The organism is Cupriavidus sp. 01L43, assembly GCF_056399925.1.
Genome location: NZ_JBFTSH010000019.1, coordinates 153,937 through 178,239, shown reverse-complemented (window position 1 = coordinate 178,239; position 24,303 = coordinate 153,937). Strand labels below are relative to the sequence as shown.

24 protein-coding genes are annotated in these 24,303 nt (G+C 65.7%); 15 read left to right on the top strand and 9 right to left on the bottom strand.

Annotated elements, in window-relative coordinates; all coding sequences use genetic code 11:
• Positions 1 to 14 precede the first annotated feature (14 nt).
• Positions 15 to 620, top strand: a complete 606-nt coding sequence (locus AC1DP9_RS24445) for a 2-hydroxychromene-2-carboxylate isomerase (RefSeq protein ID WP_092298793.1) — start codon at positions 15 to 17, stop codon at positions 618 to 620.
• 80 nt (positions 621 to 700) lie between these two features.
• Complete coding sequence (locus tag AC1DP9_RS24440) at positions 701 to 1,975, top strand: THUMP domain-containing class I SAM-dependent RNA methyltransferase (protein ID WP_477108714.1); 1,275 nt, start codon at positions 701 to 703, stop codon at positions 1,973 to 1,975.
• 22 nt (positions 1,976 to 1,997) lie between these two features.
• Here AC1DP9_RS24440 and AC1DP9_RS24435 read toward each other — a convergent pair whose 3' ends face one another.
• The 5 genes from AC1DP9_RS24435 to AC1DP9_RS24415 all read right to left on the bottom strand — a co-directional run bounded on the left by AC1DP9_RS24435 (position 1,998) and on the right by AC1DP9_RS24415 (position 6,793).
• Positions 1,998 to 3,047: a response regulator gene (locus AC1DP9_RS24435; protein ID WP_477108713.1), complete on the bottom strand. Its 1,050-nt coding sequence runs from the start codon at positions 3,045 to 3,047 to the stop codon at positions 1,998 to 2,000.
• Positions 3,048 to 3,311: 264 nt separating this feature from the next.
• Complete coding sequence (locus AC1DP9_RS24430; protein WP_092298802.1) at positions 3,312 to 4,787, bottom strand: NAD(P)(+) transhydrogenase (Re/Si-specific) subunit beta; 1,476 nt, start codon at positions 4,785 to 4,787, stop codon at positions 3,312 to 3,314.
• Entirely contained in the window at positions 4,784 to 5,107 is a 324-nt protein-coding gene (locus AC1DP9_RS24425; RefSeq protein ID WP_477108740.1) for an NAD(P) transhydrogenase subunit alpha part 2, read from the bottom strand. Before AC1DP9_RS24425 ends, AC1DP9_RS24430 begins: the two co-directional genes overlap by 4 nt.
• A gap of 123 nt (positions 5,108 to 5,230) precedes the next feature.
• Positions 5,231 to 5,596, bottom strand: coding sequence for an aspartate 1-decarboxylase (gene panD / locus AC1DP9_RS24420; RefSeq protein ID WP_092298805.1), 366 nt, complete (start codon positions 5,594 to 5,596; stop codon positions 5,231 to 5,233).
• Positions 5,597 to 5,671: 75 nt separating this feature from the next.
• The gene (locus AC1DP9_RS24415; protein WP_441643896.1) at positions 5,672 to 6,793 is read right to left on the bottom strand and encodes a Re/Si-specific NAD(P)(+) transhydrogenase subunit alpha; all 1,122 of its coding nucleotides are present in this window, start codon (positions 6,791 to 6,793) and stop codon (positions 5,672 to 5,674) included.
• Positions 6,794 to 7,138: 345 nt separating this feature from the next.
• Between AC1DP9_RS24415 and AC1DP9_RS24410 the strand changes: the two genes are divergently transcribed.
• The 5 genes from AC1DP9_RS24410 to mnmA all read left to right on the top strand — a co-directional run bounded on the left by AC1DP9_RS24410 (position 7,139) and on the right by mnmA (position 10,897).
• Entirely contained in the window at positions 7,139 to 7,897 is a 759-nt protein-coding gene (locus AC1DP9_RS24410) for a TorF family putative porin (protein ID WP_477108712.1), read from the top strand.
• 131 nt (positions 7,898 to 8,028) lie between these two features.
• Positions 8,029 to 8,376, top strand: a complete 348-nt coding sequence (locus AC1DP9_RS24405) for a hypothetical protein (protein ID WP_477108711.1) — start codon at positions 8,029 to 8,031, stop codon at positions 8,374 to 8,376.
• Positions 8,363 to 9,334, top strand: coding sequence for a 4-hydroxy-tetrahydrodipicolinate synthase family protein (locus AC1DP9_RS24400; protein WP_092298818.1), 972 nt, complete (start codon positions 8,363 to 8,365; stop codon positions 9,332 to 9,334). The genes AC1DP9_RS24405 and AC1DP9_RS24400 overlap by 14 nt, the downstream gene beginning before the upstream one ends.
• The gene (locus AC1DP9_RS24395; protein WP_092298821.1) at positions 9,315 to 9,821 is read left to right on the top strand and encodes an NUDIX hydrolase; all 507 of its coding nucleotides are present in this window, start codon (positions 9,315 to 9,317) and stop codon (positions 9,819 to 9,821) included. The genes AC1DP9_RS24400 and AC1DP9_RS24395 overlap by 20 nt, the downstream gene beginning before the upstream one ends.
• Complete coding sequence (gene mnmA / locus AC1DP9_RS24390; RefSeq protein WP_477108710.1) at positions 9,818 to 10,897, top strand: tRNA 2-thiouridine(34) synthase MnmA; 1,080 nt, start codon at positions 9,818 to 9,820, stop codon at positions 10,895 to 10,897. The genes AC1DP9_RS24395 and mnmA overlap by 4 nt, the downstream gene beginning before the upstream one ends.
• A 54-nt stretch (positions 10,898 to 10,951) precedes the next feature.
• Here mnmA and AC1DP9_RS24385 read toward each other — a convergent pair whose 3' ends face one another.
• Positions 10,952 to 11,569 (bottom strand): glutathione S-transferase C-terminal domain-containing protein, encoded by a 618-nt coding sequence (locus tag AC1DP9_RS24385; protein ID WP_092298827.1) that lies wholly within the window; start codon positions 11,567 to 11,569, stop codon positions 10,952 to 10,954.
• 398 nt (positions 11,570 to 11,967) lie between these two features.
• Here AC1DP9_RS24385 and purB point away from each other — a divergent pair, with 398 nt between their 5' ends.
• The 8 genes from purB (at position 11,968) to AC1DP9_RS24345 (ending at position 20,687) form a co-directional block, all read left to right on the top strand.
• Positions 11,968 to 13,344, top strand: a complete 1,377-nt coding sequence (gene purB / locus AC1DP9_RS24380) for an adenylosuccinate lyase (RefSeq protein ID WP_477108709.1) — start codon at positions 11,968 to 11,970, stop codon at positions 13,342 to 13,344.
• Positions 13,345 to 13,602: 258 nt separating this feature from the next.
• Positions 13,603 to 14,187: a cytochrome b gene (locus tag AC1DP9_RS24375; protein WP_441592270.1), complete on the top strand. Its 585-nt coding sequence runs from the start codon at positions 13,603 to 13,605 to the stop codon at positions 14,185 to 14,187.
• Positions 14,188 to 14,220: 33 nt separating this feature from the next.
• Complete coding sequence (locus tag AC1DP9_RS24370; RefSeq protein WP_092298836.1) at positions 14,221 to 14,796, top strand: YceI family protein; 576 nt, start codon at positions 14,221 to 14,223, stop codon at positions 14,794 to 14,796.
• A gap of 78 nt (positions 14,797 to 14,874) precedes the next feature.
• Positions 14,875 to 15,465, top strand: coding sequence for a YceI family protein (locus AC1DP9_RS24365; RefSeq protein WP_092298839.1), 591 nt, complete (start codon positions 14,875 to 14,877; stop codon positions 15,463 to 15,465).
• A gap of 334 nt (positions 15,466 to 15,799) precedes the next feature.
• Positions 15,800 to 17,191, top strand: coding sequence for a class I SAM-dependent methyltransferase (locus tag AC1DP9_RS24360; protein ID WP_092298842.1), 1,392 nt, complete (start codon positions 15,800 to 15,802; stop codon positions 17,189 to 17,191).
• The gene (locus tag AC1DP9_RS24355; protein ID WP_255370932.1) at positions 17,163 to 18,551 is read left to right on the top strand and encodes a sensor histidine kinase; all 1,389 of its coding nucleotides are present in this window, start codon (positions 17,163 to 17,165) and stop codon (positions 18,549 to 18,551) included. Before AC1DP9_RS24360 ends, AC1DP9_RS24355 begins: the two co-directional genes overlap by 29 nt.
• Before the next feature lie 7 nt (positions 18,552 to 18,558).
• Entirely contained in the window at positions 18,559 to 19,692 is a 1,134-nt protein-coding gene (locus AC1DP9_RS24350) for a hybrid sensor histidine kinase/response regulator (RefSeq protein ID WP_092298845.1), read from the top strand.
• Positions 19,689 to 20,687 carry a response regulator gene (locus tag AC1DP9_RS24345; protein ID WP_477108708.1) on the top strand — a complete coding sequence of 333 codons (999 nt, stop codon included), beginning with the start codon at positions 19,689 to 19,691 and terminating at the stop codon, positions 20,685 to 20,687. The genes AC1DP9_RS24350 and AC1DP9_RS24345 overlap by 4 nt, the downstream gene beginning before the upstream one ends.
• 67 nt (positions 20,688 to 20,754) lie before the next feature.
• Here the strand turns inward: AC1DP9_RS24345 and secF are convergent, their stop codons facing one another.
• The 3 genes from secF to yajC all read right to left on the bottom strand — a co-directional run bounded on the left by secF (position 20,755) and on the right by yajC (position 24,183).
• Positions 20,755 to 21,729, bottom strand: a complete 975-nt coding sequence (gene secF / locus AC1DP9_RS24340; RefSeq protein ID WP_092298851.1) for a protein translocase subunit SecF — start codon at positions 21,727 to 21,729, stop codon at positions 20,755 to 20,757.
• Positions 21,730 to 21,753: 24 nt separating this feature from the next.
• Positions 21,754 to 23,619 (bottom strand): protein translocase subunit SecD, encoded by a 1,866-nt coding sequence (gene secD, locus AC1DP9_RS24335; RefSeq protein WP_477108707.1) that lies wholly within the window; start codon positions 23,617 to 23,619, stop codon positions 21,754 to 21,756.
• Between the two features lie 237 nt (positions 23,620 to 23,856).
• Positions 23,857 to 24,183 carry a preprotein translocase subunit YajC gene (gene yajC / locus AC1DP9_RS24330; RefSeq protein WP_092298857.1) on the bottom strand — a complete coding sequence of 109 codons (327 nt, stop codon included), beginning with the start codon at positions 24,181 to 24,183 and terminating at the stop codon, positions 23,857 to 23,859.
• Positions 24,184 to 24,303 lie beyond the last annotated feature (120 nt).

Here is a 24,303-nt window from a genome sequence, read left to right as displayed (position 1 = left end):
TACATGAGGTCATGATGAGCAAGCAGGTCGAGTACTTCCTGGCGCCGCAGTCCCCGTTTACCTACCTCGGACATGCCCGCTTCGTCGACATCGCCAACCGCCATAACGCCCAGGTGCTGCTGAAGCCGGTGGATCTTGGCAAGGTGTTCGCGGTGTCCGGCGGCGTGCCGCTGGCGCAGCGTCCGCCGCAGCGCCAGGCATACCGGCTGGTGGAACTCGAGCGTTGGAGCCAGTTCCTGAACATGCCGATGCATCTGCATCCGACGTTCTTCCCGGTGTCCGGCGATGCCGCCGCCCGGCTGATCATCGCCGCGCAATTGGCGCACGGCACGGCGCGCGCGCTGGAGTTGACCGGCGCCATCTGCCGGGGCGTGTGGGCGGACCAGCGCAATATCGCCGATGCGGCCACGCTGGCGCTGATCGCGGACGAGGCCGGCCTGGACGGCGCCAATCTGCTCAAGGCCAGCGAGGGTCAGGCCGTGCAGGCCGCCTACGCGCAGAATACGCAGGACGCGCTCTCCGCCAACGTGTACGGCGCCCCGTGGTTCGTGCTGGATGGCCAGCCGTACTGGGGCCAGGACCGCCTCGATTTCCTGGACCGCGCCCTGGCCGCCGACTAGCGGTCCGCCGCGCGGTCCGCTACGCTAGTCTCACTCCCGTCCGCCACGGCGGACGTTTTTGTTTGCAGGATGTTCTTCCCATGACCCAAGCCTTCTTTGCTCMTTGCCCGCGTGGCCTGGAATCCGCCCTTGCCGAGGAACTGCGGGAAATCGCCCAGTATCCGGCCGTGGTGGCCGCCGCGCCGTTCCAGGTGCATCGCGAGGTGCCGGGCGGCGTGCCGTTCTCGGGCGAGATGGCGGCGGCCTATGCCGTCAACCTGCACTCGCGCATCGCCAGCCGCGTGCTGCTGCGCGTGGCGCAGCGCGGCTACCGGCATGAGGACGATGTCTACGCGCTGGCCCGCCAGCAACGCTGGGATCAGTGGTTTTCGCCGGATGAGTCGCTGCGGGTGGACATCACCGCGCACAAGTCACCGCTGCACAGCCTGAACTTCACCGCGCTGCGCGTGAAGGACGGTGTTTGCGATGCCATGCGCGAGGCGCTCGGCGACCGTCCCAGCGTCGATACGGTCAGCCCGGATGTGCGGATTTATGCGCATTTGACCGAGTTCGACTGCACGCTCTACCTCGACACCACCGGCGAGCCGCTGTTCAAGCGCGGCTGGCGCATGGAGAAGGGCGAGGCGCCGCTCAAGGAAAACCTCGCCGCCGGCATCCTGCGGCTGGCGGGATGGGTGCAGGGCCAGACCGACCGCCCGTTCTTTGATCCGATGTGCGGCAGCGGCACGTTCCTGGTGGAGGCGGCGCAGGTGGCGCTGGGCCTCCCGCCGGGCGGGGCGCGGACCTTCGCGTTCGAATGGCTCAAGGGCATGGACAACAAGGCCTGGCAGGCCCTGCGCGCCGATGCGCAGCGCGCCAAGGAGGCGGCGGCCAAGGGCGTGGCGGCGCTGGAGATCGCCGGATCGGACATTTCCACGGACATGCTGACCATGGCGGACGCCAACTGGCAGCGCGCCGGGCTGCCGGGCGAGGTGCCCCTGAAGCAGGTGGATGCGCGCTTTGTGCAGCCACCGTTCGCCACGCCGGGCGTGATGCTGATGAATCCGCCCTATGGCGAGCGGATCGCCGTGCGCGGCGAGCAGCGCCGGGGCGCACTGCCCGAGGCCCCGCGCGACGAGGCCGAGGAGGCCGCCGCGAACCAGTTCGCCAGCGCCTTCGCTACCACCTTGAAGCAACACTTCGCGGGCTGGCAGGCGTGGGTGTTCACGGGCGACCTGAGTATGCCGAAGCGCCTGCGGCTCAAGGAATCGCGCCGCACGCCGCTCTACAACGGCAATATCGAATGCCGGTTGTTCCGCTTCGACATGGTGCGCGGCGGCAACCGCAAGGAAGGCGGGGAAGCGCCGAAGGAATAAGGGGGATGCGGGACGGTCAGGCTTATGCCTGCCTGTTCCGGCCCGTCAGCGCCTCGGGGTTGCGGGCGAAATCGCTCAGGAACCCCTGCAGGCTCACCACCGGCTCCTGGAGCAGGTGGCGCGGCAGGTCGAACAGCGCGTAGAAATACTCCTCGCGCCCTTCGCACCGCTCGGCCGGCAGGCAGTATTGCTCCCAGTCGGCGCACGCCGGCGTGTACATGCCGTTGCCGGGCCAGAAGAACGGCACGATGCGGCCTTCTCGCAGCCCTTCGATCAGCGTGGCCGGCGCCTCGTAGGCTTCGGCCGACTCCACCTGGCTCATCAGCCCGGCGCGCGTCTCGATCACCATCAGCGTGGCATGTCCCTGCGCCGTCAGCAGCAGGATGCCCACCGGATTCGGATACAGGTAGTACTCGACGAAGCCATAGCGCGCGGCGGTCTGGCGCACGCGGTCCGCCATCACCGGATCGGACAGGAACGCGTACGAGTGCCGCGTGAGCAGGTCGCGCAGCGTGCGCGAGATCGCCGCGAAATACTGTTGCTGGAGTGCGTCGATTTCCTGGTCGAGCCGCGCCACCATGTTCGGATCGTGCTTCTTCACATAGCGGTCGATCAGCCCATGGTTGAAGCCTTGCACCGCAATGCTCTCGTCGGCGGTGCCGGTCAGCAGGATGGTCTTGCACGGCAGGTCCTGCAGCGCCTGGCAGAACTCGAGGCCATCCATCTGCGGCATCGAGTAGTCCACCACGATCACCCCGGGCTGCATGAAGCGATGGATGTCGTGGACCTGGCGATAGATGCGGTCCACGTCGAGTTGCACGGTGCGCCGCTCGCTCAGGAAGGTCAGGTCGTCGTGGGTCACGCGCACGGGCAGGAAGGCCGGATGCCGGGTGGCATAGGCTTCGCGGATCCATGTCAGTGCCTCGCGCGGGTCGGTGAAGCTCACCACGGCGCGCGACGCGTCCATCTGGAATGCCAGGCTGTCGATAAACGATTTGCTGTCGTCCACCAGCACCGTCAGGACGGGGTGATGGAAGACCGACAGGTTCCTGTCATGCGGGCTGAATGTCATGGTGCGATCTACGCTGCGGCCGGCAGCGAATGAAGAGCGAGGGTTTGGGGGCCGTGGCAAGCCAGTATAGCGCGCGGATGGGTCCACGCAATGTTGCCGCACCAAAGGAGGCCAAAAGCAAACGGCCGGCGTTGGTTGCCGGCCGCATGTCTTCGATTTCGTTGATTTCAGGTCTTCACGCCGCTTTAATCACCGAGGGTTTCCGGCCTGATTGTCAGTCGGATTCCGATTCCGATTCGGATTTGCGTTCCGCGGTGTCCGGCCTTATTCCACGGCCTTGAACATGTCCTCGACCACCTTCTTGGCATCGCCGAACACCATCATGGTCTTGTCCATATAGAACAGCTCGTTGTCCAGGCCCGCGTACCCGGCCGCCATCGAGCGCTTGTTCACGATGATGGTCTTGGCCTTGTACGCCTCCAGGATCGGCATGCCGGCGATGGGCGACTTCGGATCGGTCTTGGCGGCCGGGTTGACCACGTCGTTGGCGCCCAGCACCAGCACAACGTCGGCCTGCCCGAACTCGCTGTTGATGTCCTCCATCTCGAAGACCTGGTCGTACGGCACCTCGGCTTCCGCCAGCAGCACGTTCATATGGCCCGGCATGCGGCCCGCCACGGGGTGGATCGCGTACTTTACGATCACGCCCTTGTCGTGCAGCTTCTCGGTCAATTCTTTAAGTGCATGCTGAGCGCGGGCCACCGCCAGGCCGTAGCCGGGCACGATGATCACGGTTTCGGCATTGCCCATCAGGAACGCGGCGTCGTCGGCCGAGCCGGACTTCACGTTGCGCTGGGCCTGCGCGCCGGCCGGGCCGGCTGCCGCCGCGTCGCCGCCGAAGCCGCCCAGAATCACGTTGAAGAACGAGCGGTTCATCGCCTTGCACATGATGTACGAGAGGATGGCACCGGACGAGCCGACCAGCGAGCCGGCGATGATCAGCATCGGATTGTTCAGCGAGAAGCCGATGCCCGCCGCCGCCCAGCCCGAGTACGAGTTCAGCATCGAGACCACCACAGGCATGTCCGCGCCGCCGATCGGGATGATGATCAGCACGCCCAGCACGAAGGCCAGCGCCAGCATGATGAGGAACGGCAGCCACGCCTGCGACAGGAAGAAGATGATGCCGAAGCCGAACATCGCCACGGCCAGCAGCAGGTTCAGCCAGTGCTGGCCCGGGAACACCACCGGGGCGCCCTGGAACAGCCGGAACTTGTAGCGCCCCGCCAGCTTGCCGAAGGCGATCACCGAGCCCGAGAACGTGATGGCGCCGACGAAGCAGCCGATGAACAGTTCGATCCGGTTGCCGGTGGGAATCAGGTGCGAGCCAGCCGGCGCGATGCCGAACGCAGCCGGCTCCGCCACGGCGGCCACGGCGATGAACACCGCCGCGAGACCGATCAGCGAGTGCATCGCCGCCACCAGTTCCGGCATCTTGGTCATTTCGACCTTGCGCGCCACATAGGCGCCGATGCCGCCACCGACGACCAGCGCGCCGAAGATCAGCGCCAGGCCCGTGCCCACCGACGACTGGGCCGTGCCCGCCGCCAGGAACTCCTCCTTGAGCTTGACGATCAGCGCCAGCGTGGTCACCACGGCGATGGCCATGCCGATCATGCCGAAGGTGTTGCCCTTGCGGGCCGAAGCGGGGTGGGACAGGCCCTTGAGCGCCTGGATGAAGCAGACCGAGGCCACGAGGTACAGCAGCGTGACGAGGTTCATGCTGACGAGTCCGGTCATCGTGCCCCCTCCTTGCCAGCCAGCTTCTTCGGTTCCTTCTTCTTGAACATCTCCAGCATGCGCTGGGTCACGAGGAAGCCGCCGAACACATTGACGGCCGCCAGCGCCACCGCCAGCGTGCCCATGACGCGGCCCACGCTGCCTTCCGTGAGGCCGGCCGCCAGCATGGCGCCGACGATGATGATGGCCGAAATCGCATTGGTCACGGCCATCAGCGGGGTGTGCAGGGCCGGCGTTACCGTCCAGACCACGTGGTATCCCACGTAGATTGCCAGCACAAAGATGATCAGGTTGATCACCGTGTGGTTCACCATCTCCATCGACTTCTCCTCGTTGCTTTCGAATTCTTCGTGCTTCGTATCGATGTGGGACTGCAGGGCCGGCACCGCCACCGCGCCGGGCGGCTCGCCCCGGGCGCGGCTATCGCAAAAAATCCAGAAAGATCAGTCGATCTTCTTGATTTCCTTGATGCGGTTCTTCTCGTCCACCAGGATGACCTTGGGCTTATAGGTCTTCACTTCCTCGTCGCTCATCGGTGCGTAGGTGCAGATGATCAGGTGGTCGCCCAGGTGCGCGCGGCGCGCGGCGGCGCCGTTCAGCGAGATCTCGCCGCTACCGCGTGCACCCTTGATGATGTACGTGGAGAAGCGCTCGCCGTTCTGTACGTTGTACAGCTCGATCTTTTCGAACTCCTTCATGTCGGCAGCGTCGAGAAGATTCTCGTCGATGCCGCACGATCCCTCGTAATGGAGGTCCGCCTGCGTCACGGTGACACGGTGGAGCTTGGCGCGGAGCATGTTGCGTTGCATGGGTGATACGTCCTTGGTTGAGGCTGGGTGGGCCGTCCGCCGGTGTGTCCTGGCGTGGCGGCTCCGGTTGGGAATCTAGGCGGCCTGCCTGACGAGCTGGCCGTCCTTGCACATCAGGCAGGCGGCGACGATGTCGTCCTCAAGGTTGAGCGTGTAGCGCGCATCCTTGTCAACGATCAGCTTGAGGAAGTCGAGCACGTTGCGCGCGTAGAGCGCCGAGGCGTCCGCGGCGACCATGCCGGCCAGGTTGGTGTAGCCGATCAGGACCACGCCGTGGCGTTCCACGACCTCGTCGGCCACGGTCAGCGGGCAGTTGCCGCCCTGGGCCGCGGCCAGGTCGACCACCACTGAGCCGGGCTTCATCTGCTTGACTGTGTCTTCCTGCAGCAGCACGGGCGCCTTGCGGCCCGGGATCAGCGCGGTGGTGATGACGATGTCGGCCTGAGCGGCGCGCTGGTGCACCAGTTCCGCCTGGCGGCGCATCCAGTCGGCCGGCATGGGACGGGCGTAGCCGCCCACGCCCTGGGCGATCTCGCGTTCCTCGTCGGTCTCGAACGGTACGTCGAGAAATTTGGCGCCAAGCGACTCGATCTGCTCTTTTACGGCGGGGCGGACGTCCGAGGCCTCGATCACGGCGCCCAGCCGCTTGGCCGTGGCAATCGCCTGGAGACCGGCTACGCCGGCGCCAAGGATCAGCACGCGCGCGGCCTTCACCGTGCCGGCGGCCGTCATCAGCATCGGCATGAAGCGCTGGTAGTGGTGCGCGGCCACCAGCACGGCCTTGTAGCCGGCGATGTTGGCCTGCGACGACAGCACGTCCATGCTCTGCGCGCGCGTGGTGCGCGGCGCGGCCTCGAGCGCGAACGCGGTGATGGCCGCACTGGCCATGCGCGCGTTGTTCTCGATATCGAAGGGATTGAGCATGCCCACCAGCACGGCGCCCGGCTTGATCTGGGCGCGCTCGGCATCGTCCGGTGCCCGCACCTTCAGCACCAGCTCGGCGCCGAAGGCATCGGCAGCCGTGCCGATCCGTGCGCCGGCGGCTTCGAACGCCGCGTCGGGAATGCTGGCGCGTACGCCTGCGCCAGCCTGCACCGTGACCTGATGCCCTTGGGCAACGTACTTCTTGATGGTCTCCGGGGTGGCGGCGACGCGTGCCTCGCCTGCCCGCGTTTCCTGCGGGATGCCGATATGCATCGTCAATTTCTCCTTTAGCTGGCGTCGTATCTGATTGGGCGGGCTGACGTCCTGGCCCGTTGGTCCACCGCGGCGCGGCGCACCAATTTTTGCGCAGCTTACCCGAAACTTACGTTCGGTGGTGACTGCCCGGTCGACGATTTGTGCGGTCGCCACGACTCATTTTTGCGACGCATGAAACGACTCGTTTAATGCAGGCCGGATTCCCTCTTGATTCGAACATGTTGCCGGGGCGCCCAATCTTGATGCCGATTTGATGCGCCGCTCCGTATCGTGACGGGTACGCCGCTTTCCCCCTTTTTCGGGGAAGGGCGCCTCCAAACACCCGTTACGCATCCAGCATCCATGATCGCTACCCGCCTTACCGCCCTCGTCCTCCTTGCCGCCCCGTGCGCCACCGCGCTCGCCCAGGAGGCGGAGGCCTCGCCGCACACCTTCACCGCCAATGTCGCGCTGGCCAGCGAATACCGCTACCGGGGCCTGATGCAGTCCGACCGCCGCCCGGCCATCCAGGGCGGGTTGGACTACACCCACGCGAGCGGGCTCTACCTCGGCAACTGGAACTCAAGCATCAGCTGGCTTTCGGACAGTAACGCGGAAGTCTCCGCCCCGGTGGAGATGGATTTCTACGGCGGCTTCCGCAACACGTTCAAGCTGGCCGACGCCGAATTCAACTATGACCTCGGCGTGCTCGAGTACTACTACCCTGGCGATTATCCGAGTGGCTTCACGCGTCCCTACACCACCGAGGTCTATGCCGGCATCGGCTACGGCCCAGTGTTCCTCAAGTACTCGCACGCGCTGACCAACCTTTTCGGATTTGGCGACACCAAGAACAGCTACTACATCGACCTCACGGCCAACGTGCCGCTCAATGTGTGGGACCTGACGGTCAACGCGCACGTGGGCTACCAGGGCGTGAAGAACCTCAGCGACGCCTCGTATACCGACTGGAAAATCGGCGTGACCAAGGACTTCGGCAAGGGCCTGAGCGTGGCCGTAGCCTACCTCGACACCAACGCCAAGCGTGGCACTTATACGAATTCGCATGGCCGCTACATGGGCAAGGCGACCGCGCTCGCGTCCATCACAAAGACGTTCTGACCGGGTTCGACGACGCGGCGTTGATGCGTTGTTGATACCCGGCGCCGCGATTGCTGCATCAATTTGAGACGCCGCTCCCTAGCATGGAGCCATGTTCCACAGACGATCCGCTCCGCGCGGATTCAAGCGTAATGCGACAGTCCTCGAGCCTCGCCGTTGCCTTTGCCACCGTCCCGCGCCGCCGCGCCGGGCGTGACGCCCTGCCAGCCTCCGCCGCCAGCGATGGCCACTGGATCCGCCTGCGCCTGGCGGTGGCCTCGGCGCAGGTCTTCATGCTGCGCCAGACGCTGCACCTGGCCATCGGCAAGCTCGCCCGTGTGTATGTGGTGGAGGTGGACCATCGGCACGGGGAAACCACGCTCCATGTGGAAGTGGAGCGCGCCGGCCGCGACGCCGCTATGCACGCCATCATGACCGCACTGCCGGCCGCCGAGTTCGGCATCACGACGATGCTGGGGAGCGATCATGCCGCGCACTGATTCGGTCATCGGCGATGGCCTGTGGCTGCCGCTGGTCACGCCGCTGCGCCACGGCGCGCCTGACCTGCGCGCCGCCCAGCAACTGGCCGCGCACTATGCTGGCGCCGGTGTGGATGGCCTGATCGTGCTCGGCACGACGGGCGAGGGCGGCCTGCTGACCGAGGCAGAGCGGCTGATGGTCACCGCAGCCGTGCTTGAGGTGGCGCAGGGCCGCATGCCGGTCATGGCGGGCGTTGGCGGCGTGGACACGCGCTCGGTCTGCGAGCAGGTGCGCACGCTGGATCGATTCGACCTCGCCGGCTACCTCGTCCCGCCGCCGTACTACCTGCGCGTGTCGGACGAGGGCATCGCCTGGCACGTGCGCCGCGTGGCCAGCCAGACGGCGCGCCCGCTGATGCTCTACAACGTGCCGAAGCGCACCGGCTCCACGATTTCCCCCGCGCTGGCACTGCGGCTGGCCGACCATCCGCAGGTCGTGGCGATCAAGGAATGCGACCGCACCGGGCTGCGCGCGCTGGCCGGGCAGGATGCCCTGCGCGTGTTCTGCGGCGAGGATGCCGCCATGCTCGACCACCTGCTGGCCGACGGCGCAGGCGTGGTGCCGGCTGCCGCCCATATCCGCCCGGACTTGTTCGTCCGGCTGCTGCAACTGGCCCGCACCGGCTGCGACGAAGCGGCGCGCGCGCTGTTCCGCCAGCTCTCGCCGCTGATCGACCTGATGTTCGCCGAGCCGAACCCCGCGCCGGTCAAGGCCGCGCTGGCGCTGGCAGGCCTGGCCCGCGCCGAGGTGCGCCAGCCGCTCACGCCGGCCACGCGCGCGCTGACGGCCCGCCTGGAAGCGGCCATGGCCCTGCTGCCGCCCGCGGTGTTTCCGCCCTTTCCGCCTTCATCCCTGCACATTCCGACAGCAACCGGTAAAATGCCGGATTGCTTAAAAAATGTGCATCATGTCACGTGAATGGAACGCCAGCGTCACAGTTGCCGCTGTCATCGAACGCGGCGGCCGCTTCCTGTTGGTTGAAGAGGAAACGCGCGACGGCCTGCGGCTGAACCAGCCGGCCGGCCACCTGGAAGCGGGCGAGAGCCTGATCCGCGCCGTCGTGCGCGAGACCCTCGAGGAAACCGCCCACACCTTCGAGCCGCGCGCGCTGATCGGCTGCTATATGAGCCGGGGGCTCTCCTCGCGCGACCAGGGCGACACCACCTATATCCGCTTCGCCTTCACGGGCGACCTCGGCACGCTCGATGAAGGCCGCCAGCTCGATACCGGCATCATCCGGACGCTGTGGATGACCGCCGAGGAACTGCGCGCCTGCCCCGAGCGCCATCGCACCCCGTTGCTGATGGCCTGCGTGAACGATTACCTCGCCGGCAAGCGCTTCGCGCTGGATGTGCTTTATACGCATCCCACAAGCGTGGCGGTCAGCACCGGAGACGCATCGTGAGCGGCAAGCGGGTGGTGGTGGGTATGTCGGGCGGGGTCGATTCGTCGGTCACCGCGTGGCTGCTCAAGCAGCAGGGGTACGAAGTCATCGGTCTGTTCATGAAGAACTGGGAGGACGATGACGACAGCGAATACTGCTCCACGCGCGAGGACTGGCTCGACGTGGTGTCCGTGGCCGACCTGATCGGCGTGGACGTGGAGGCGGTGAACTTCGCCGCCGAGTACAAGGACCGCGTGTTCGCCGATTTCCTGCGCGAATACTCGGCCGGGCGCACGCCCAATCCGGACGTGCTCTGCAATGCCGAGATCAAGTTCAAGGCGTTCCTGGACCACGCGATGTCGCTCGGCGCCGAGACCATCGCCACGGGCCACTATGCGCGCGTGCGGCAGGCGGACAACGGGCGCTTCGAGCTGCTCAAGGCGTTCGACCACACCAAGGACCAGAGCTACTTCCTGCATCGGCTGAACCAGGCGCAGCTGTCGCGCACGCTGTTCCCGCTGGGCGAGATGCCGAAGACGCGCGTGCGCGAGATCGCCGCCGAGATCGGCCTGCCGAACGCGAAGAAGAAGGATTCGACCGGGATCTGCTTTATCGGCGAACGGCCGTTCCGCGACTTCCTCAATCGCTACCTGCCGACCAAGCCAGGGCCGATGAAGACGCCCGAGGGCAAGGTGGTGGGGGAGCACATCGGGCTGGCGTTCTATACGCTGGGCCAGCGCAAGGGCATTGGCCTGGGCGGCAGCCGCGAAGGCAGCGGTGACGCCTGGTACGTGGCGCGCAAGGACATGGCCGCCAACACGCTCTACGTGGTGCAGGGGCACGACCATCCGTGGCTGCTGACGCCGGTGCTGGAAGCGGCGGACCTGTCCTGGGTGGCGGGTGAGCCACCTGCGGCCGGCGCAGAGATGGCGGCCAAGACGCGCTATCGCCAGAGCGATGCGGCCTGCCGCGTGGAAGTGGCCAACGGCGAGGCGCTGAAGCTGGCCTTCGCCGAAGCGCAGTGGGCGGTGACGCCGGGGCAGTCGGCCGTTCTCTACGACGGCGACGTCTGCCTGGGCGGCGGCATCATCCAGTAATTGTCTGATGAGGCACATCGGCGCACAGAGGCGCCGGCGTGCCCAATCTACCGCTCAACCCGCCGAAGGCGGGGCGGTGTCGATGAACGACTGGCGCTTCTCGATCTTTTCCTGGAACGCGGCGAGGTTCGGGTACTGCTCGCGCCAGGCGATGTCCGGGAAACGGAAATCCAGATAGGCCAGCGCGCAGCCCACGGCCACATCGGCCAGGGTGAAATGGATGCCGGTGCACCACGGGCGGTCGCCCAGGCCGGAAGACATCGCGCCCAGTGCGGCGTCGATCTTGGTCCGCTGGCGCTTGACCCATGACTCGCTGCGCTGGCCCTCTTCGCGCTGGGTGGTTTCCAGGCGGACCAGCAGCGCGGCGTCGAGCAGGCCATCGGCCAGGGCTTCCCAGCAGCGCACTTCGAGGCGCTCGCGGCTGCCCTGCGGAATCAGGCGGCCGACCGGCGACAGCGTATCGGCGTATTCGGCGATCACGCGCGAATCGAAGACCGCGCCGCCATCCTCCATGACCAGGCAGGGCACCTTGCCGAGCGGGTTGAACTGGCCGATGATGGTCGCGGGCGACCAGACGTTCTCCTCGATCATCTGGTAGTCGACCTTCTTTTCCGCCAGCACGACGCGCACCTTGCGCGCGTACGGGCTGGTGTGGGACGCATACAGCTTCATGTTCTCCCCTTGAGCTTGTTATGAAGTGCATCGGCGCTCTGTGGCTGCCATGGCGCCCTGGCGGGCGGCATGTCGATGGACTTCATAACAGGCTACTGGAACGGCGAGCGCGAGTATACCCGCGCCGGCCCGCGGATGCCGTGTCAATGCGGCGCTTCGCACGCTCTGTGTCGCCTGACCCATGGCGCGCCGCACAGGCGCGGTGGGCGATGGTAAAATCCCGCGTTGCGCGATGCCGGCCAGCCCTTTGTGGCGTGCCGGCGGCAGGTCCGATGGCGCGCCCGGCGGCTCGCCCCGTGCGGCGCATCGGTCGCTTGAAGCCGCCCGCCTCGCCAGTCTTCGCATGGTTACCGCGCCCCCGCGGAAACCCGTCTTCCCTCTTTCTCCCGGTTGCCAGCATGTCCACCCCATCCCTTTCGCCGCTCACCGCACTGTCTCCCATCGATGGCCGTTATGCCGCCAAGGCCGACGCGCTGCGCGAGTGGCTTTCCGAGGCGGCCTTCATGCGTAATCGCGTGAAGGTCGAGGTCAACTGGCTGATCGCCCTGGCCCAGGCCGGCCTGCCGGACGTGCCGAAGTTCTCGGCCGATTCCGAGGCGAAGCTGCAGGCACTGGTGGAGAACTTCACCGAAGCCGACGCCGCCCGCATCAAGGACATCGAGGCCGTGACCAACCACGACGTCAAGGCCGTGGAGTACTGGCTCAAGGAACAGGTCAAGGGCAACGCCGAGCTGGAGGCCGCGAGCGAATTCATCCACTTCGCCTGCACCTCGGAAGACATCAACAACACCTCGCACGGCATGATGCTCAAGGGCGCCCGTGACGGCGTGCTGGTGCCCACGCTCCAGCGCGTGCAGGCCCGCCTGGTGGAACTGGCCAAGGCCAACGCTACCCAGCCGATGCTGTCGCGCACGCACGGCCAGCCGGCCAGCCCGACCACGCTGGGCAAGGAAATGGCCAACGTGGCCGCCCGCCTGGCGCGCGCCATCGAGCGCATCCAGCGCGTGGAACTGCTCGGCAAGATGAATGGCGCGGTGGGTAACTACAACGCCCACCTGTCGGCCTACCCGACGTTCGACTGGGAAGCGTTCTCGAAGCAGGTGATCGAGTCGCGCCTGGGCCTGAGCTTTAACCCGTACACCATCCAGATCGAGCCGCACGACTACATGGCCGAGCTGTTCGACGCCATCGCGCGCGCCAACACGATCCTGCTGGACCTGAACCGCGACGTGTGGGGCTATATCTCGCTGGGCTACTTCAAGCAGCGGACCAAGGCCGGCGAGATCGGCTCGTCGACGATGCCGCACAAGGTCAATCCGATCGACTTCGAGAACTCGGAAGGCAACCTCGGCCTGGCCAACGCCGTGCTGCGCCACCTTTCGGAAAAGCTGCCGGTTTCGCGCTGGCAGCGTGACCTGACGGACTCCACCGTGCTGCGCAACATGGGCGTGGCGTTCGGCTACAGCCTGCTGTCCTACGAGGCCTGCCTGCGCGGCCTGGGCAAGCTGGAAACCAATCCGGAACGCCTGAACGAAGACCTCGACAACTGCTGGGAAGTGCTGGCCGAGCCGGTGCAGACCGTGATGCGCCGCTTTGGCGTGCCGAACCCGTACGAACAGCTCAAGGAGCTGACGCGCGGAAAGGGCATCTCGCGCGAGGCGCTGCAGACCTTCGTGTCGGGCCTGGCGATTCCGGACGATGCCAAGCAACTGCTGCTGGACATGACGCCGGCCAGCTACATCGGCAAGGCCGTGGAACTGGCGAACAAGATCTGACGACGCAGGCGGACCCGGAAGGGATCTGAATCGACGGGAAAGAAGGGCTGGCATTGCGCTGGCCCTTTTTTTCGCCCCTGCGGCAATGCGTCACATCAAATCATTTGAACGACTTCATGAAGTTCCGCATCTCATAGCGCACGGACGAATGCCAATAATGCGAGAATTCCTGCCAGCAGGGTAGGGCGACACAAGCCCCCGCTGGCCGATGGCCGGTCCGGACGATCGCTATAAGAAAAATCGAAGGGATTCACAGACATGACTTCATACGGGGTGCACAGCGTCGCGCGCAGTCGCGGCGGCAATGGTGCCAATGGCTATACGGCGACCGCCATCGGCCTGCACTGGCTGATCGCGTTCGGCATTTTCGCGGCGTTCGGGCTGGGTCTGTACATGACCGGCATTCCGGGCCTGACGCCGACCAAGCTCAAGCTCTTCTCGTGGCACAAATGGCTCGGCGTGACGATCTTCGCCGTGGCCGTGCTGCGCGTGCTGTGGCGCGCTACCCACGCCGCACCGCCCGTGGCGGCCGGCACGCCGGCCTGGCAGGCCCGCGCCGCCGCCGCCGCGCACCATCTGCTGTATGTGCTGATTATCGTGGTGCCGCTGACCGGCTACTTCTATAGCCTATCGGCCGGCGTGCCGGTGGTCTACCTGGGTCTCTGGAAGATGCCGGTACTGATCGAGGCCAATACCACGCTCAAGCCGATCCTGCAGGCCGCCCACGCCTGGCTCAACTACCTGATGGCAGGTATCGTGCTGCTGCACGCGGCCGCCGCCATCAAGCACCAGGTGATCGACCGCGACGGCACGCTCGCCCGGATGATTCCGTTCCTGCGCTGAATGACATCGTATTTTCCTGAGAGGAGTGCACCGATGAAACGCATGACCCGTCCTGGCGCCATCGTCGTGGCCGCCGCGCTGGCCACGGCCGGCCTGGCCGCCAACCTGGCCTGGGCGCAGATCGACACAGCCAAGAGCACCGTCACCGCCACGGCGCGGCAGATCGGCGTGCCGATGGAAGGCAAGTTCAAGAAATTCGACGCCACGGTCGATTTCGACCCGGCCAAGCTGGCCACGTCGTCCGCCAAGGTGGAAATCGACGTGTCGAGCTTCGAGATCGGCGATGCCGAGACCACCAAGGAGGTCAAGGGCAAGGACTGGTTCGACGCTGCCAAGTATCCCAAGGCCGTGTTCCAGTCCACCGCCATCAAGGCCGGCGCGGCCGGCAAGTACGATGTGACCGGCAAGCTGACCATCAAGGGCAAGACCCTGGACGTGGTGGTGCCTGCCACGTACAAGCAGGACGCGGCAGGGCAGGTGTTCGACGGTGTGCTGCCGATCAAGCGCACCGTGTTCAATATCGGCGACGGCGAATGGAAGGACACTTCCGTGGTGGCCGACGACGTGCAGATCAAGTTCCACATCGTGACCCCGGCGAAGAAGGGTTGAGGCGGACCCTGTGCCCGCCCATCGATTCCTAGCCGTATTTCGACTTTCCTCTCCAACCTTTTGACGGGAGACCCAGACATGAAGATGCGCACCCTGTTCGCGGCTGTTGCCGCTGCCTCCGCCACGCTGGCCGCCGGCGCCGCCATGGCCAATGCCGTGACCTACAACGTGGACCCGACCCACACCTACCCGAGCTTCGAGGCCGACCACCTGGGTGGCCTGTCCAACTGGCGCGGCAAGTTCGACAAGTCGACCGGCGTGGTCACGCTGGACCGCGCGGCCAAGGCCGGCACGGTCGAGATCAAGATCGACCCGTCGTCGATCGACTTCGGCAACGCCAAGCTGAACGAGCATGCCAAGGGCCCGGAAATGTTCGACGTGCAGGCCTTCCCGGAAGCCACGTACAAGGGCAAGTTCTCGAAGTTCAAGGGCGACGTGCCGACCGAAGTGGATGGCGTGCTGACGCTGCGCGGCGTGTCCAAGCCGGTGAAGCTGGAAATCCGCCAGTTCAAGTGCATCGAGCACCCGATGCTCAAGCGCGAGGCATGCGGCGCCGATGCGGTGGGCCAGTTCAACCGCGCGGACTTCGGCATCGACTACGGCGCGAAGTACGGTTTCAAACAGGACGTCAAGCTGGCGATCCAGGTGGAAGCCGTCAAGGCGGACTAAGTCAGGCGTTTGTTACAAGACGCGAAGGGCCGGCAACATGCCGGCCCTTTTTTTCGTTCCTGCCGATACCCCTCTTCATGGCGCGGAAGCAATGTTGTATGGTTTCCGACAGCCACAGTACAATGGCTCGCCGCAGTCCCACCTTCGGGGGCGCCGCGCCTGCCATTCCTGGCGTGCGTCTGCCCCATAACCGGTCACGCGCATTGTTATGAGTATTGGCTGCATTCCCTGATTCCGGTATCCCCGCCGCAAGCTTCTTGCCTGAGCTGTACCCGGCCGGCCCCTTCGGGTGCCCCGGCCCGCAGCGTTCCCTGGATTTCCCTGGCGCGATACCGTGTACTCCAAAACGCAAATCGATCCGGTAGTTAGCTTCCGCAACTCGCAGGGCGAGCAGGTGCGGGGCACGATCATCAATCTCCAGCGCAAGTCGCTGGTGATGGAAATCTACAATCCTTACTCGATCGTTCAGGTCAGCGAGGTGCTCAGTGAGCTGAGCGTGCGGATGGGGGCGAAGAACGCCTACCTCGGCAAGGCCGTGGTCATGAGCCTGGTGAATACCGGCCTGACCGCCGTGGTCTCCCTGACGCTGATCGACGAATGGCGCGAGCTGACCGACGTCAACGACGCACCGAAATCGGTCGCGCGCGAAGCCGAACTCTTCGTGCAGGACTGGGACACCCGTTTCAATATCCGCCGCGACTACCAGATCGTGGTCAACGAGATGCGCGCGTATCTCTCGGAGGTGTCGCGCTGGGTCGAGCAGGTGGACCTGACCGAGTCGCTGCCGAAGACCGAGGGGCGCCTGCGCGAGGACGTGTTCTACGAGCTGGCCGTGCCGCTGATGGGCAAGGTCAAGGTCTACCTGGACTGGCTCGAGGGCGAGGCCCAGCAGGTGGACCCCGAGATCGCCCCGGTGCACCGTACCTACGCCCAGGCGGCCCTGCACCCGCTGCTGCTGCGAGCCCCGTTCGTCTATCGGACATTTACGAAGCCGCTCGGCTATGCCGGCGACTACGAGATGGTCAACCAGATCCTGAGCGACCCGCAACAGGGGCCGACCACGTACTTCCAGATCGTCAACACGGCGTTTCTGAAGGCGGCGGTGGCCACCGCGCACCGCAACCGGATCGACCTGCTGGTCGATTACCTGACCCGCCAGGCCGAGCGCGCGCGCGCCGAAGGCCGGCCGTTCCGCGTGCTGAACGTGGGCTGCGGGCCGGCGTTCGAGATCCAGCGCTTCGTGCGCGAGTATCCGAATCCGGAACTGCTGTCGTTCCAGCTCGTGGATTTCAGCGAGGAAACGCTCGCTTACACGCGCAGTTCCATCGAGCGCTCGGCGGCTTCGGCCGGGCACAAGGTGTCCGTCGACATGGTCCACCAGTCGGTGCATGACCTGCTCAAGCGCCGCATCTCGCCCGACGACCCCACCACGCGTACGTTCGACGCCGTGTACTGCGCCGGGCTGTTCGACTACCTGTCGGACAAGGTCTGCGCGCGGCTGCTGACCTATTTCGCCTCGCGCACGCGCCCGGGCGGCAACCTGCTGGTTACGAATGTCCACTCCGACAACCCCGAGAAGTTCGGGATGGAGCACCTGCTGGAGTGGTACCTGATCTACCGCGACGAGGCCAGTATGGCCTCGCTGCTGCCGGAGAACTCGAATGCCCACCGACTCTATGTCGATGAAACCGGCGTCAATGTCTTCGCCGAAGCCGCTATCCAGTGACGCCGAGGCGGCGCCGTCCGCCCCGGCCGCGCGTGGCAACGAGCTGTACGCCGGCTACCAGTCCGAACTGGCCGACTTCCGCCTGGCGTTCAGCCGGGGCGGCGCCTACACGGCCATCGTACTGGTGCTGCTGGGCGTAGGGCTCGACTACGGCCAGTATCCGGACAAGCAGTTGCCATTCGCCGTGGCGCGGATCGTGGTGTCGCTGCTGATCGCCGGGGTGATCGTCGCGCTGTACAGCAACGCCGGCCGCCGCTTCGCGCCGTGGCTGACGATGTCGTGGCTGCTGCTGCCGCAGGTCATGATCGCGTGGATGATCTCGCAGACCGAAGGCGTGGAGTCGCCGTACTACGTGGGCCTGAACCTGGCGATCTTCGCCTCGGGTATCGCGCTGCCGTTCGGGCTCTGGCAGAACCTCGTCTTCGGCGTGCTCTCGTACCTGCTCTACGCCGCGGCGTGTTTGCTGCACTCGGGCGGCGTCGAGCCGATGGGCACTTTCATCGTCAATTCGCTGTTCCTGCTCTTTGCCGCGGCGGCCAGTGGCGTGTACACGTTCTTTAATGAACGGGCGCGCTTCATGCTGTTCCGCCTGAAGGCCGAAGTGGCTGACAAGAACACCGAACTCGAGGTCATCAACCGCAAGCTGGTCGATATCAAGGGCCAGATGCTCCAGCAGGAGAAGATGGCGGCCATCGGTACGCTGGCGGCGGGGTTGCTGCACGAAGTCAACAATCCGGTGAACTTCTGCCTGATGGCGATCGAGGTGGCCATGGAGGAACCGGTCACCAAGAACGAGCCGGGCCTCGAGGAATGCCTGGTCGATGCCAAGCAGGGCATGCAGCGCATCCAGCATATCGTCTCCGACCTGAAGACATTCGCCTACCGCAAGCCGGGGGCCGAGGTGGAGGGCACCCCGTTCCTGTTCGAGAAGGCGCTCGACTCATCGGTCCGGCTGACCGCGCACGAGTTGCGCGGCGTAAAGGTCACGCGCGAATTGCCGGACGATACGCTGGTGATGGGCGACGAAGCGGCCATTATCGGCGTGCTGATCAACCTTTTCTCGAATGCCGCGCTGGCCATGCGAAAGGCCGGCACGCAGCAGCCTGCCATCCACACCACGGTGAAGTGGACCGATGGGCGGATGCACGTGGCCGTACGCGACAACGGGCCGGGCATCGCGCCGGAGCATCTCGCGCGCGTGTTCGAGCCGTTCTTCACCACCCGCGAGGTGGGCCAGGGGCTTGGCCTCGGGCTGTCGATCAGCTACGCGGTTGTCGAGCGCCACGGCGGCGTGCTGTTTGCCGAGAGCGAACTGGGCCAGTGGGCCGCGTTCAGCTTCGACCTGCCGCGCGCGGAGTGAGGGGGCAATGAGCGATACCAGCCAGCCGCGCCCGACCGTGCTCTACGTCGATGACGAAGAGATGGCGTGCAAATACTTCGCGCGGGCCGTCGGCAACGAATATGAGGTGCTGTCGGCCACCAGCGCCGATGCCGCCATGGCGGTGCTGCACGCACATCACGCGCAGATTTCCATTCTGGTAACCGATTTCCGCATGCCGGGGCGTGATGGCGGTGATTTGCTGCGCCAGGTGGCGCAGGAATACCCGCACATCGTCCGCCTGCTCGTGACGGCCTATGCCGACAAGGACATGCTGCTGAAGACCGTGAACAGCGGCGAGGTCTTCCGCATCCTGGAAAAGCCGCTGGCCGTGGCCGAGATCCGCGACGTGCTGAGGCTGGCCGGCGAGCGCCACCGGGAACGCGCGGTCCGTCAGCAGCGCCTGATGGCCATCGACGAGACGCTGGCGTTCCTGGCCCATGAGCTGAACACCCCGCTGGCGGCCATCGCCAACTTCGCGCGCGGCATCGGCTCGCGCGTGGCGGGCGAGTACAGCCCGCAGCGCAACGCCGAGATCGGCCATGCGGCCGGTGCGATGCATGACAACGCCCAGTATTGCCTGGCAGTGCTGTCGTCGTTCCTGCAGTCCGTGCGCAGCAGCGCGGGCACCGTGGCGCCCAAGCCGGGCGTCGGGCAGGAGGTCAGCGCGGGCGCGCTGGTGGCATCGCTACTGGATACCTATCCTTTTGCCGATAACCAACGTGACTGGGTGCAAGTTGAGCTGCATGGCGATTTTCCGGTGCCGACGCTGCCGAATTGCGTGGCGCTGGTGCTGTCGTCCGTCATGAGCAACGCGCTGCGGGCGCTGGGCGACGTGCCCACGCCGGCGCTGCGCTTCGTGGTGGTGGCTGGCGAGCGCCCCGAGATCCGTATTGCTGACAATGGTCCCGGCATTCCCCCGGAAGTGATGGACCGGCTGCTTGTGGACCCGGTCACGACGCACGCGGCGGCCGGCGGCAGCGGCCTCGGCATGATTTTCTGCAACCGCGTGATGCAGTCTTTCGGCGGCGGCATCCGCATTGCGTCGGCAACCGGGGCCGGCACCACCGTTACCCTCGATTTCCCAAATTTCAAGAATCGTATGCACAGGAGTGATCGATGAGCGAACTGAATACTACGCAGGCACCCCCGGCGATTCTGTTCGTCGATGACGAGGCCACGGCCGTCAAATACTTCCAGCGCGCCATTGGCCAGCTGGCTCCGGTGGTGACCGGCGGCTCGGTGGAGGAGGGCAAGGCCCTGCTCGACGCCCATGCCGATAGCCTCGCCGTGCTGGTTTCGGACCAGCGCATGCCGGGCGAGTATGGCAATGAACTGCTGCGCTACGCGCGCGAGCGCTACCCGCACATTGTGCGCATCCTGACCACGGCCTATTCGGAACTGGACCAGACCGTGGAAGCGGTGAACCAGGGCCAGATCCATCGCTATATCAAGAAGCCGTGGGATATCACCGCGCTGCGCATGGAGCTGAAGCAGGCGCTGGAGCTGGCCGGGCTGCGCAAGGAGCGTGACCAATTGCTGCGCGAGAAGCTGTCGGTGTTGCAAAAGCAGACCGTGGCCACGCGGGTCGGCATGGTGCAGGCGTTGTGCGCGAGCCTGATCGGGCCGGGCCGCTTCCAGCCGGTGGAAACCTATCTCGCCGGCACCTCGCTGGCTGGCGCGCGCAACGCGGAACCTGACTGGCAACGCCTGGACTACGCCGATCTGGTCGGCGCGGAGAGCCAGCGCAGCGGCACGTTCGGCCACGCAGTGGGCAAGCGGCTCGTCGAATTGCGAGGTCGTCTGGCCGGGAAGGGTGCCGCCGACGCGGTGGCGGTCCTCGCCGAAACGCTGGGCGACGGCGCCGTGCGGCGCGACGGCGATACTGTGACCTGGCTGGCCCCGTCGGTGCTCGGCGAGTTCGTTGGCAACCCGGTGGGCGAGGTGGTTTCGGCCGGGCACGCCGACTGGCTGGCCGTTCTGCTATGGATCGAGGAAGCCGGTGGCGCGCTGAAGTTGCAGCGCGAGGCCGATGCCATCTCGGCACGCGCCGGCGTGCGGACCGAGACGTTCGCTTCGGACCGCCTCGCGGTGTGGATCGAGCAGCTGTCGGACTAAGCCTGCGGCATAGCAACGAAAAAGGCGCCCTCGGGCGCCTTTTTCGTTTCCAGCGTGCCAGCAGCCGTCAGGCCTGCGCGCCGAAGTTCGGGTCGTTGCGGTCGTTGGTATCGCCGGGCTTCTTCTCGCCCTTGATCAGGTCCTCGCGCTTCACGCCCAGCCACATCGCCAGCGCCGCAGCCACGAACACCGACGAATAGATACCGAACAGGATACCCACCGTCAGGGCCAGCGCGAAGTAATGGAGCGTCGGGCCGCCGAAGAAGAACATCGACAGCACCATCATTTCGGTCGAACCGTGCGTGATGATGGTCCGCGACATCGTGCTGGTGATCGCGTTGTCGATGACCTCGTGCGTGGTCATCTTGCGGTACTTGCGGAAGTTCTCGCGAATCCGGTCGAAGATCACGACCGACTCGTTGACCGAGTAACCCAGCACCGCCAGCACCGCCGCGAGCACCGACAGCGAGAATTCCCACTGGAAGAACGCGAAGAAGCCCAGGATGATCACGATGTCGTGCAGGTTGGCGATGATGCCCGCCACCGCGAACTTCCACTCGAAGCGGAACGACAGGTAGATCACGATGCCGGCCACCACGCACAGCAGCGCCAGCAGGCCATCCGTGGCCAGTTCCTTGCCCACCTGCGGGCCGACGAACTCCACGCGCTGGAGCTTCACGTCCGGCGTGGCGGCCTGCAGCGCGCCCATGACCTGCTCGCTCTGCTGGGCCGAGGTCACCGGCTTGCCGTCCGGACCCTTCTGCAGCGGCAGACGGATCATGATGTCGCGCGAGGTGCCAAAGTTCTGCACCTGCACGTCGGTGTAGCCGAGCTTGCCGACCTGTCCCCGAATCTTCTCAAGGTCGGCCGCCTGCGAGTAGGTCACCTCCATCACCGTACCGCCGGTGAACTCGATCGACAGGTGCAGGCCCTTCTGCCAGAGGAAGAAGACAGCCGCGGCAAACGTCAGGAAGGAAATCACGTTGAAGACCAACGCGTGCTTCATGAACGGAATGTCGCGCTTGATGCGGAAAAATTCCATGATGTTGTCCTGATGTGTCCGTGCTTACTTGGCGACCGGCGTTTCGGTGTCCGGCTTCCAGATCTGGCCGATGGCCACGCTCTGGAGCTTCTTCTTGCGGCCGTACCAGAGGTTGACCAGGCCGCGGTTGAAGAACACCGCCGAGAACATCGAGGTCAGGATGCCCAGGCAGTGCACCACCGCGAAGCCGCGCACCGGGCCCGAACCGAAGGCCAGCAGCGCGAGGCCGGCGATCAGGGTGGTCACGTTGGAGTCCAGGATGGTGGCCCACGCGCGGTCGAAACCGACCGCGATGGCCATCTGCGGCGAGGCCCCCGAGCGCAGCTCCTCGCGGATACGCTCGTTGATCAGCACGTTGGCGTCGATGGCCATGCCCAGCACCAGCGCGATAGCGGCGATGCCCGGCAGCGTCAGCGTAGCCTGCAGCATCGACAGCACGGCAATCAGCAGCAGCAGGTTCACGCCCAGCGCGGCCACCGAGAACATGCCGAACAGCATGTAGTACAGCACCATGAACACGGCGATGGCGCCGAAGCCATAGGCCACGGAGTCGAAGCCCTTCTGGATGTTGTCCGCGCCCAGCGACGGGCCGATCGTGCGTTCCTCAATGATGTCCATCGGAGCCGCCAGCGAGCCGGCGCGCAGCAGCAGCGCCAGGTCATTGGCCGCCTCGGTCGAGTACGAGCCCGTGATCTGGAAGCTCGAACCCAGTTCCGACTGGATCGTCGCCACGGTCAGGACTTCACCTTTGCCCTTCTCGAACAGCACGATGCCCATCGGCTTGCCGATGTTCTCGCGCGACACGTCACGCAGCACGCGGCCGCCCTGGGCGTCGAGCTTGATGTTGACGGACGGGCGCTGGTTCTGGTCGAAGCCGGCCGAGGCGGATTCGATGCGGTCGCCGGTGAAGATCACCTGCTTCTTGAGGACCACCGGCGCGCCGTTGCCCTGGGTGAACAGCTCGCTGCCGAACGGCACCGGGTCGCCCGGACGCGGGTTGCGCGGCGCGTCGTTGTCGGCCAGGCGGGCCTCCAGCGTGGCCGTGCGGCCGATGATGTCCTTGGCCTTGGCGGTGTCCTGCACGCCGGGAAGCTGCACCACGATGCGGTCCGCGCCCTGTTGCTGGATCACCGGCTCGGCCACGCCGAGTTCGTTCACGCGGTTGTGCAGCGTGGTGATGTTCTGCTTGACGGCGGCGTCCTGCACGGCCTTGCGGGCCGCTTCGGTGAACGTGCCGACCACGTTGTTGCCGTCCATCGTGAACGACAGTTCACGCAGGCTGTCGGCCAGCACGGCGCGCGCGCGGTCGCCATCGGCGGCGCTGCCGAAGCGCACGATCAGGCGGGCGCCGTCGCGGTCGATGCCGCCATGGCGGATGTTCTTGTCACGGAGCAGGGTGCGAGCATCGCCGGACAGGCTGTCCAGCTTCTTGTCCACCGCGCCCTTCATGTCCACCTGGAGCAGGAAGTGCACGCCACCGCGCAAATCCAGGCCCAGGTACATTGGCAGCGCGTGCATCGCGGTCAGCCAGCGCGGCGAACCGGACAGCAGGTTCAGCGCCACCACGTAGGTCGGGTCGGCCGGATCCGGGTTCAGCGCCCGGGTCAGCGCATCCTTGGCCTTGAGCTGCTCGTCCGTGGTGCGGAAACGCGCCTTGACCGAGCCGGACTGGCCGGACACGTCGAAGAACACGCCGTCAGGCTGGAGCTGACTCTGCGCCAGCACCTCTTCCACGCGCTTCTGCATGGACAGGTCGACCTTGACGGTGGCCTTGGCGGACGAGACCTGCACGGCCGGGGCCTCGCCGAAGAAGTTCGGCAGGGTGTAGATGATGCCGATGGCCAGGGCCACCAGGATCACGATGTACTTCCAAAGCGGATAACGATTCATCTCTGGCCAGTCATTGCGGTTGGCGTGGCCGACGGGCGCGCGGGGGGCGCGCCGATCCGGCCGGACCGGTTGGCAAACAGCCGCCTGGCAGCCCTGGCCGGGTCCGGTATGGACCCGCGGGCTGGTTCAGGCGGCTGCTGGGGCATGCGCACGGCAAGATGAACAGCCGTGCTGACGAACATGCCGGGAAAATCAGGCGGGTTCAGGCGCCGCATGCGTGGCGCCCGGCGGGCCCGGTCAGAGCGACTTCAGCGAGCCCTTCGGCAGCACCGTGGTCACGGCATTCTTCTGCACGGTGACTTCGGTGCCTTCGGAGATTTCCACTACCACGTATTGCTCGTTGACCTTGACCACGCGGCCCAGGATGCCGCCGGCGGTGACGACTTCGTCATTCTTGGCCAGCGCTTCCATCATCGCCTTGGCTTCCTTCTGGCGCTTCATTTGCGGGCGGATCATGATGAACCACAGCACCGCAAACATCAGGATGATGGGCAGGAAGCTCATCAGGCCACCCGCCGCGCCACCGGCGCTGGCAGTCTGGGCAAAAGCGTTGGAAATCAGCACGTTACTTCTCCGTCACAAAGGTCAATCAGGGAATCGGGCATTCTATCACCCGTGTTTGTCCCGCCAGAGCATTCTAGGTTCGAATTGCGGGTTTGTTCGGGGTGATTTGCACGTCCTTTT

Bases quoted from the DNA above. Each gene is read 5' to 3' on its own strand.
- AC1DP9_RS24425 (WP_477108740.1), bottom strand. From the start codon at position 5,107: ATGGAGATGGTGAACCACACGGTGATCAACCTGATCATCTTTGTGCTG.
- AC1DP9_RS24345 (WP_477108708.1), top strand. From the start codon at position 19,689: ATGAGCGAACTGAATACTACGCAGGCACCCCCGGCGATTCTGTTCGTC.
- AC1DP9_RS24405 (WP_477108711.1), top strand. From the start codon at position 8,029: ATGCGACAGTCCTCGAGCCTCGCCGTTGCCTTTGCCACCGTCCCGCGC.
- AC1DP9_RS24410 (WP_477108712.1), top strand. From the start codon at position 7,139: ATGATCGCTACCCGCCTTACCGCCCTCGTCCTCCTTGCCGCCCCGTGC.
- AC1DP9_RS24430 (WP_092298802.1), bottom strand. From the start codon at position 4,787: ATGACCGGACTCGTCAGCATGAACCTCGTCACGCTGCTGTACCTCGTG.
- secF (WP_092298851.1), bottom strand. From the start codon at position 21,729: ATGGAATTTTTCCGCATCAAGCGCGACATTCCGTTCATGAAGCACGCG.
- secD (WP_477108707.1), bottom strand. From the start codon at position 23,619: ATGAATCGTTATCCGCTTTGGAAGTACATCGTGATCCTGGTGGCCCTG.
- AC1DP9_RS24365 (WP_092298839.1), top strand. From the start codon at position 14,875: ATGAAGATGCGCACCCTGTTCGCGGCTGTTGCCGCTGCCTCCGCCACG.
- AC1DP9_RS24395 (WP_092298821.1), top strand. From the start codon at position 9,315: ATGTGCATCATGTCACGTGAATGGAACGCCAGCGTCACAGTTGCCGCT.
- AC1DP9_RS24355 (WP_255370932.1), top strand. From the start codon at position 17,163: ATGTCTTCGCCGAAGCCGCTATCCAGTGACGCCGAGGCGGCGCCGTCC.
- AC1DP9_RS24375 (WP_441592270.1), top strand. From the start codon at position 13,603: ATGACTTCATACGGGGTGCACAGCGTCGCGCGCAGTCGCGGCGGCAAT.
- AC1DP9_RS24415 (WP_441643896.1), bottom strand. From the start codon at position 6,793: ATGCATATCGGCATCCCGCAGGAAACGCGGGCAGGCGAGGCACGCGTC.
- AC1DP9_RS24385 (WP_092298827.1), bottom strand. From the start codon at position 11,569: ATGAAGCTGTATGCGTCCCACACCAGCCCGTACGCGCGCAAGGTGCGC.
- AC1DP9_RS24435 (WP_477108713.1), bottom strand. From the start codon at position 3,047: ATGACATTCAGCCCGCATGACAGGAACCTGTCGGTCTTCCATCACCCC.
- panD (WP_092298805.1), bottom strand. From the start codon at position 5,596: ATGCAACGCAACATGCTCCGCGCCAAGCTCCACCGTGTCACCGTGACG.
- AC1DP9_RS24350 (WP_092298845.1), top strand. From the start codon at position 18,559: ATGAGCGATACCAGCCAGCCGCGCCCGACCGTGCTCTACGTCGATGAC.
- AC1DP9_RS24370 (WP_092298836.1), top strand. From the start codon at position 14,221: ATGAAACGCATGACCCGTCCTGGCGCCATCGTCGTGGCCGCCGCGCTG.
- AC1DP9_RS24445 (WP_092298793.1), top strand. From the start codon at position 15: ATGAGCAAGCAGGTCGAGTACTTCCTGGCGCCGCAGTCCCCGTTTACC.
- AC1DP9_RS24400 (WP_092298818.1), top strand. From the start codon at position 8,363: ATGCCGCGCACTGATTCGGTCATCGGCGATGGCCTGTGGCTGCCGCTG.
- purB (WP_477108709.1), top strand. From the start codon at position 11,968: ATGTCCACCCCATCCCTTTCGCCGCTCACCGCACTGTCTCCCATCGAT.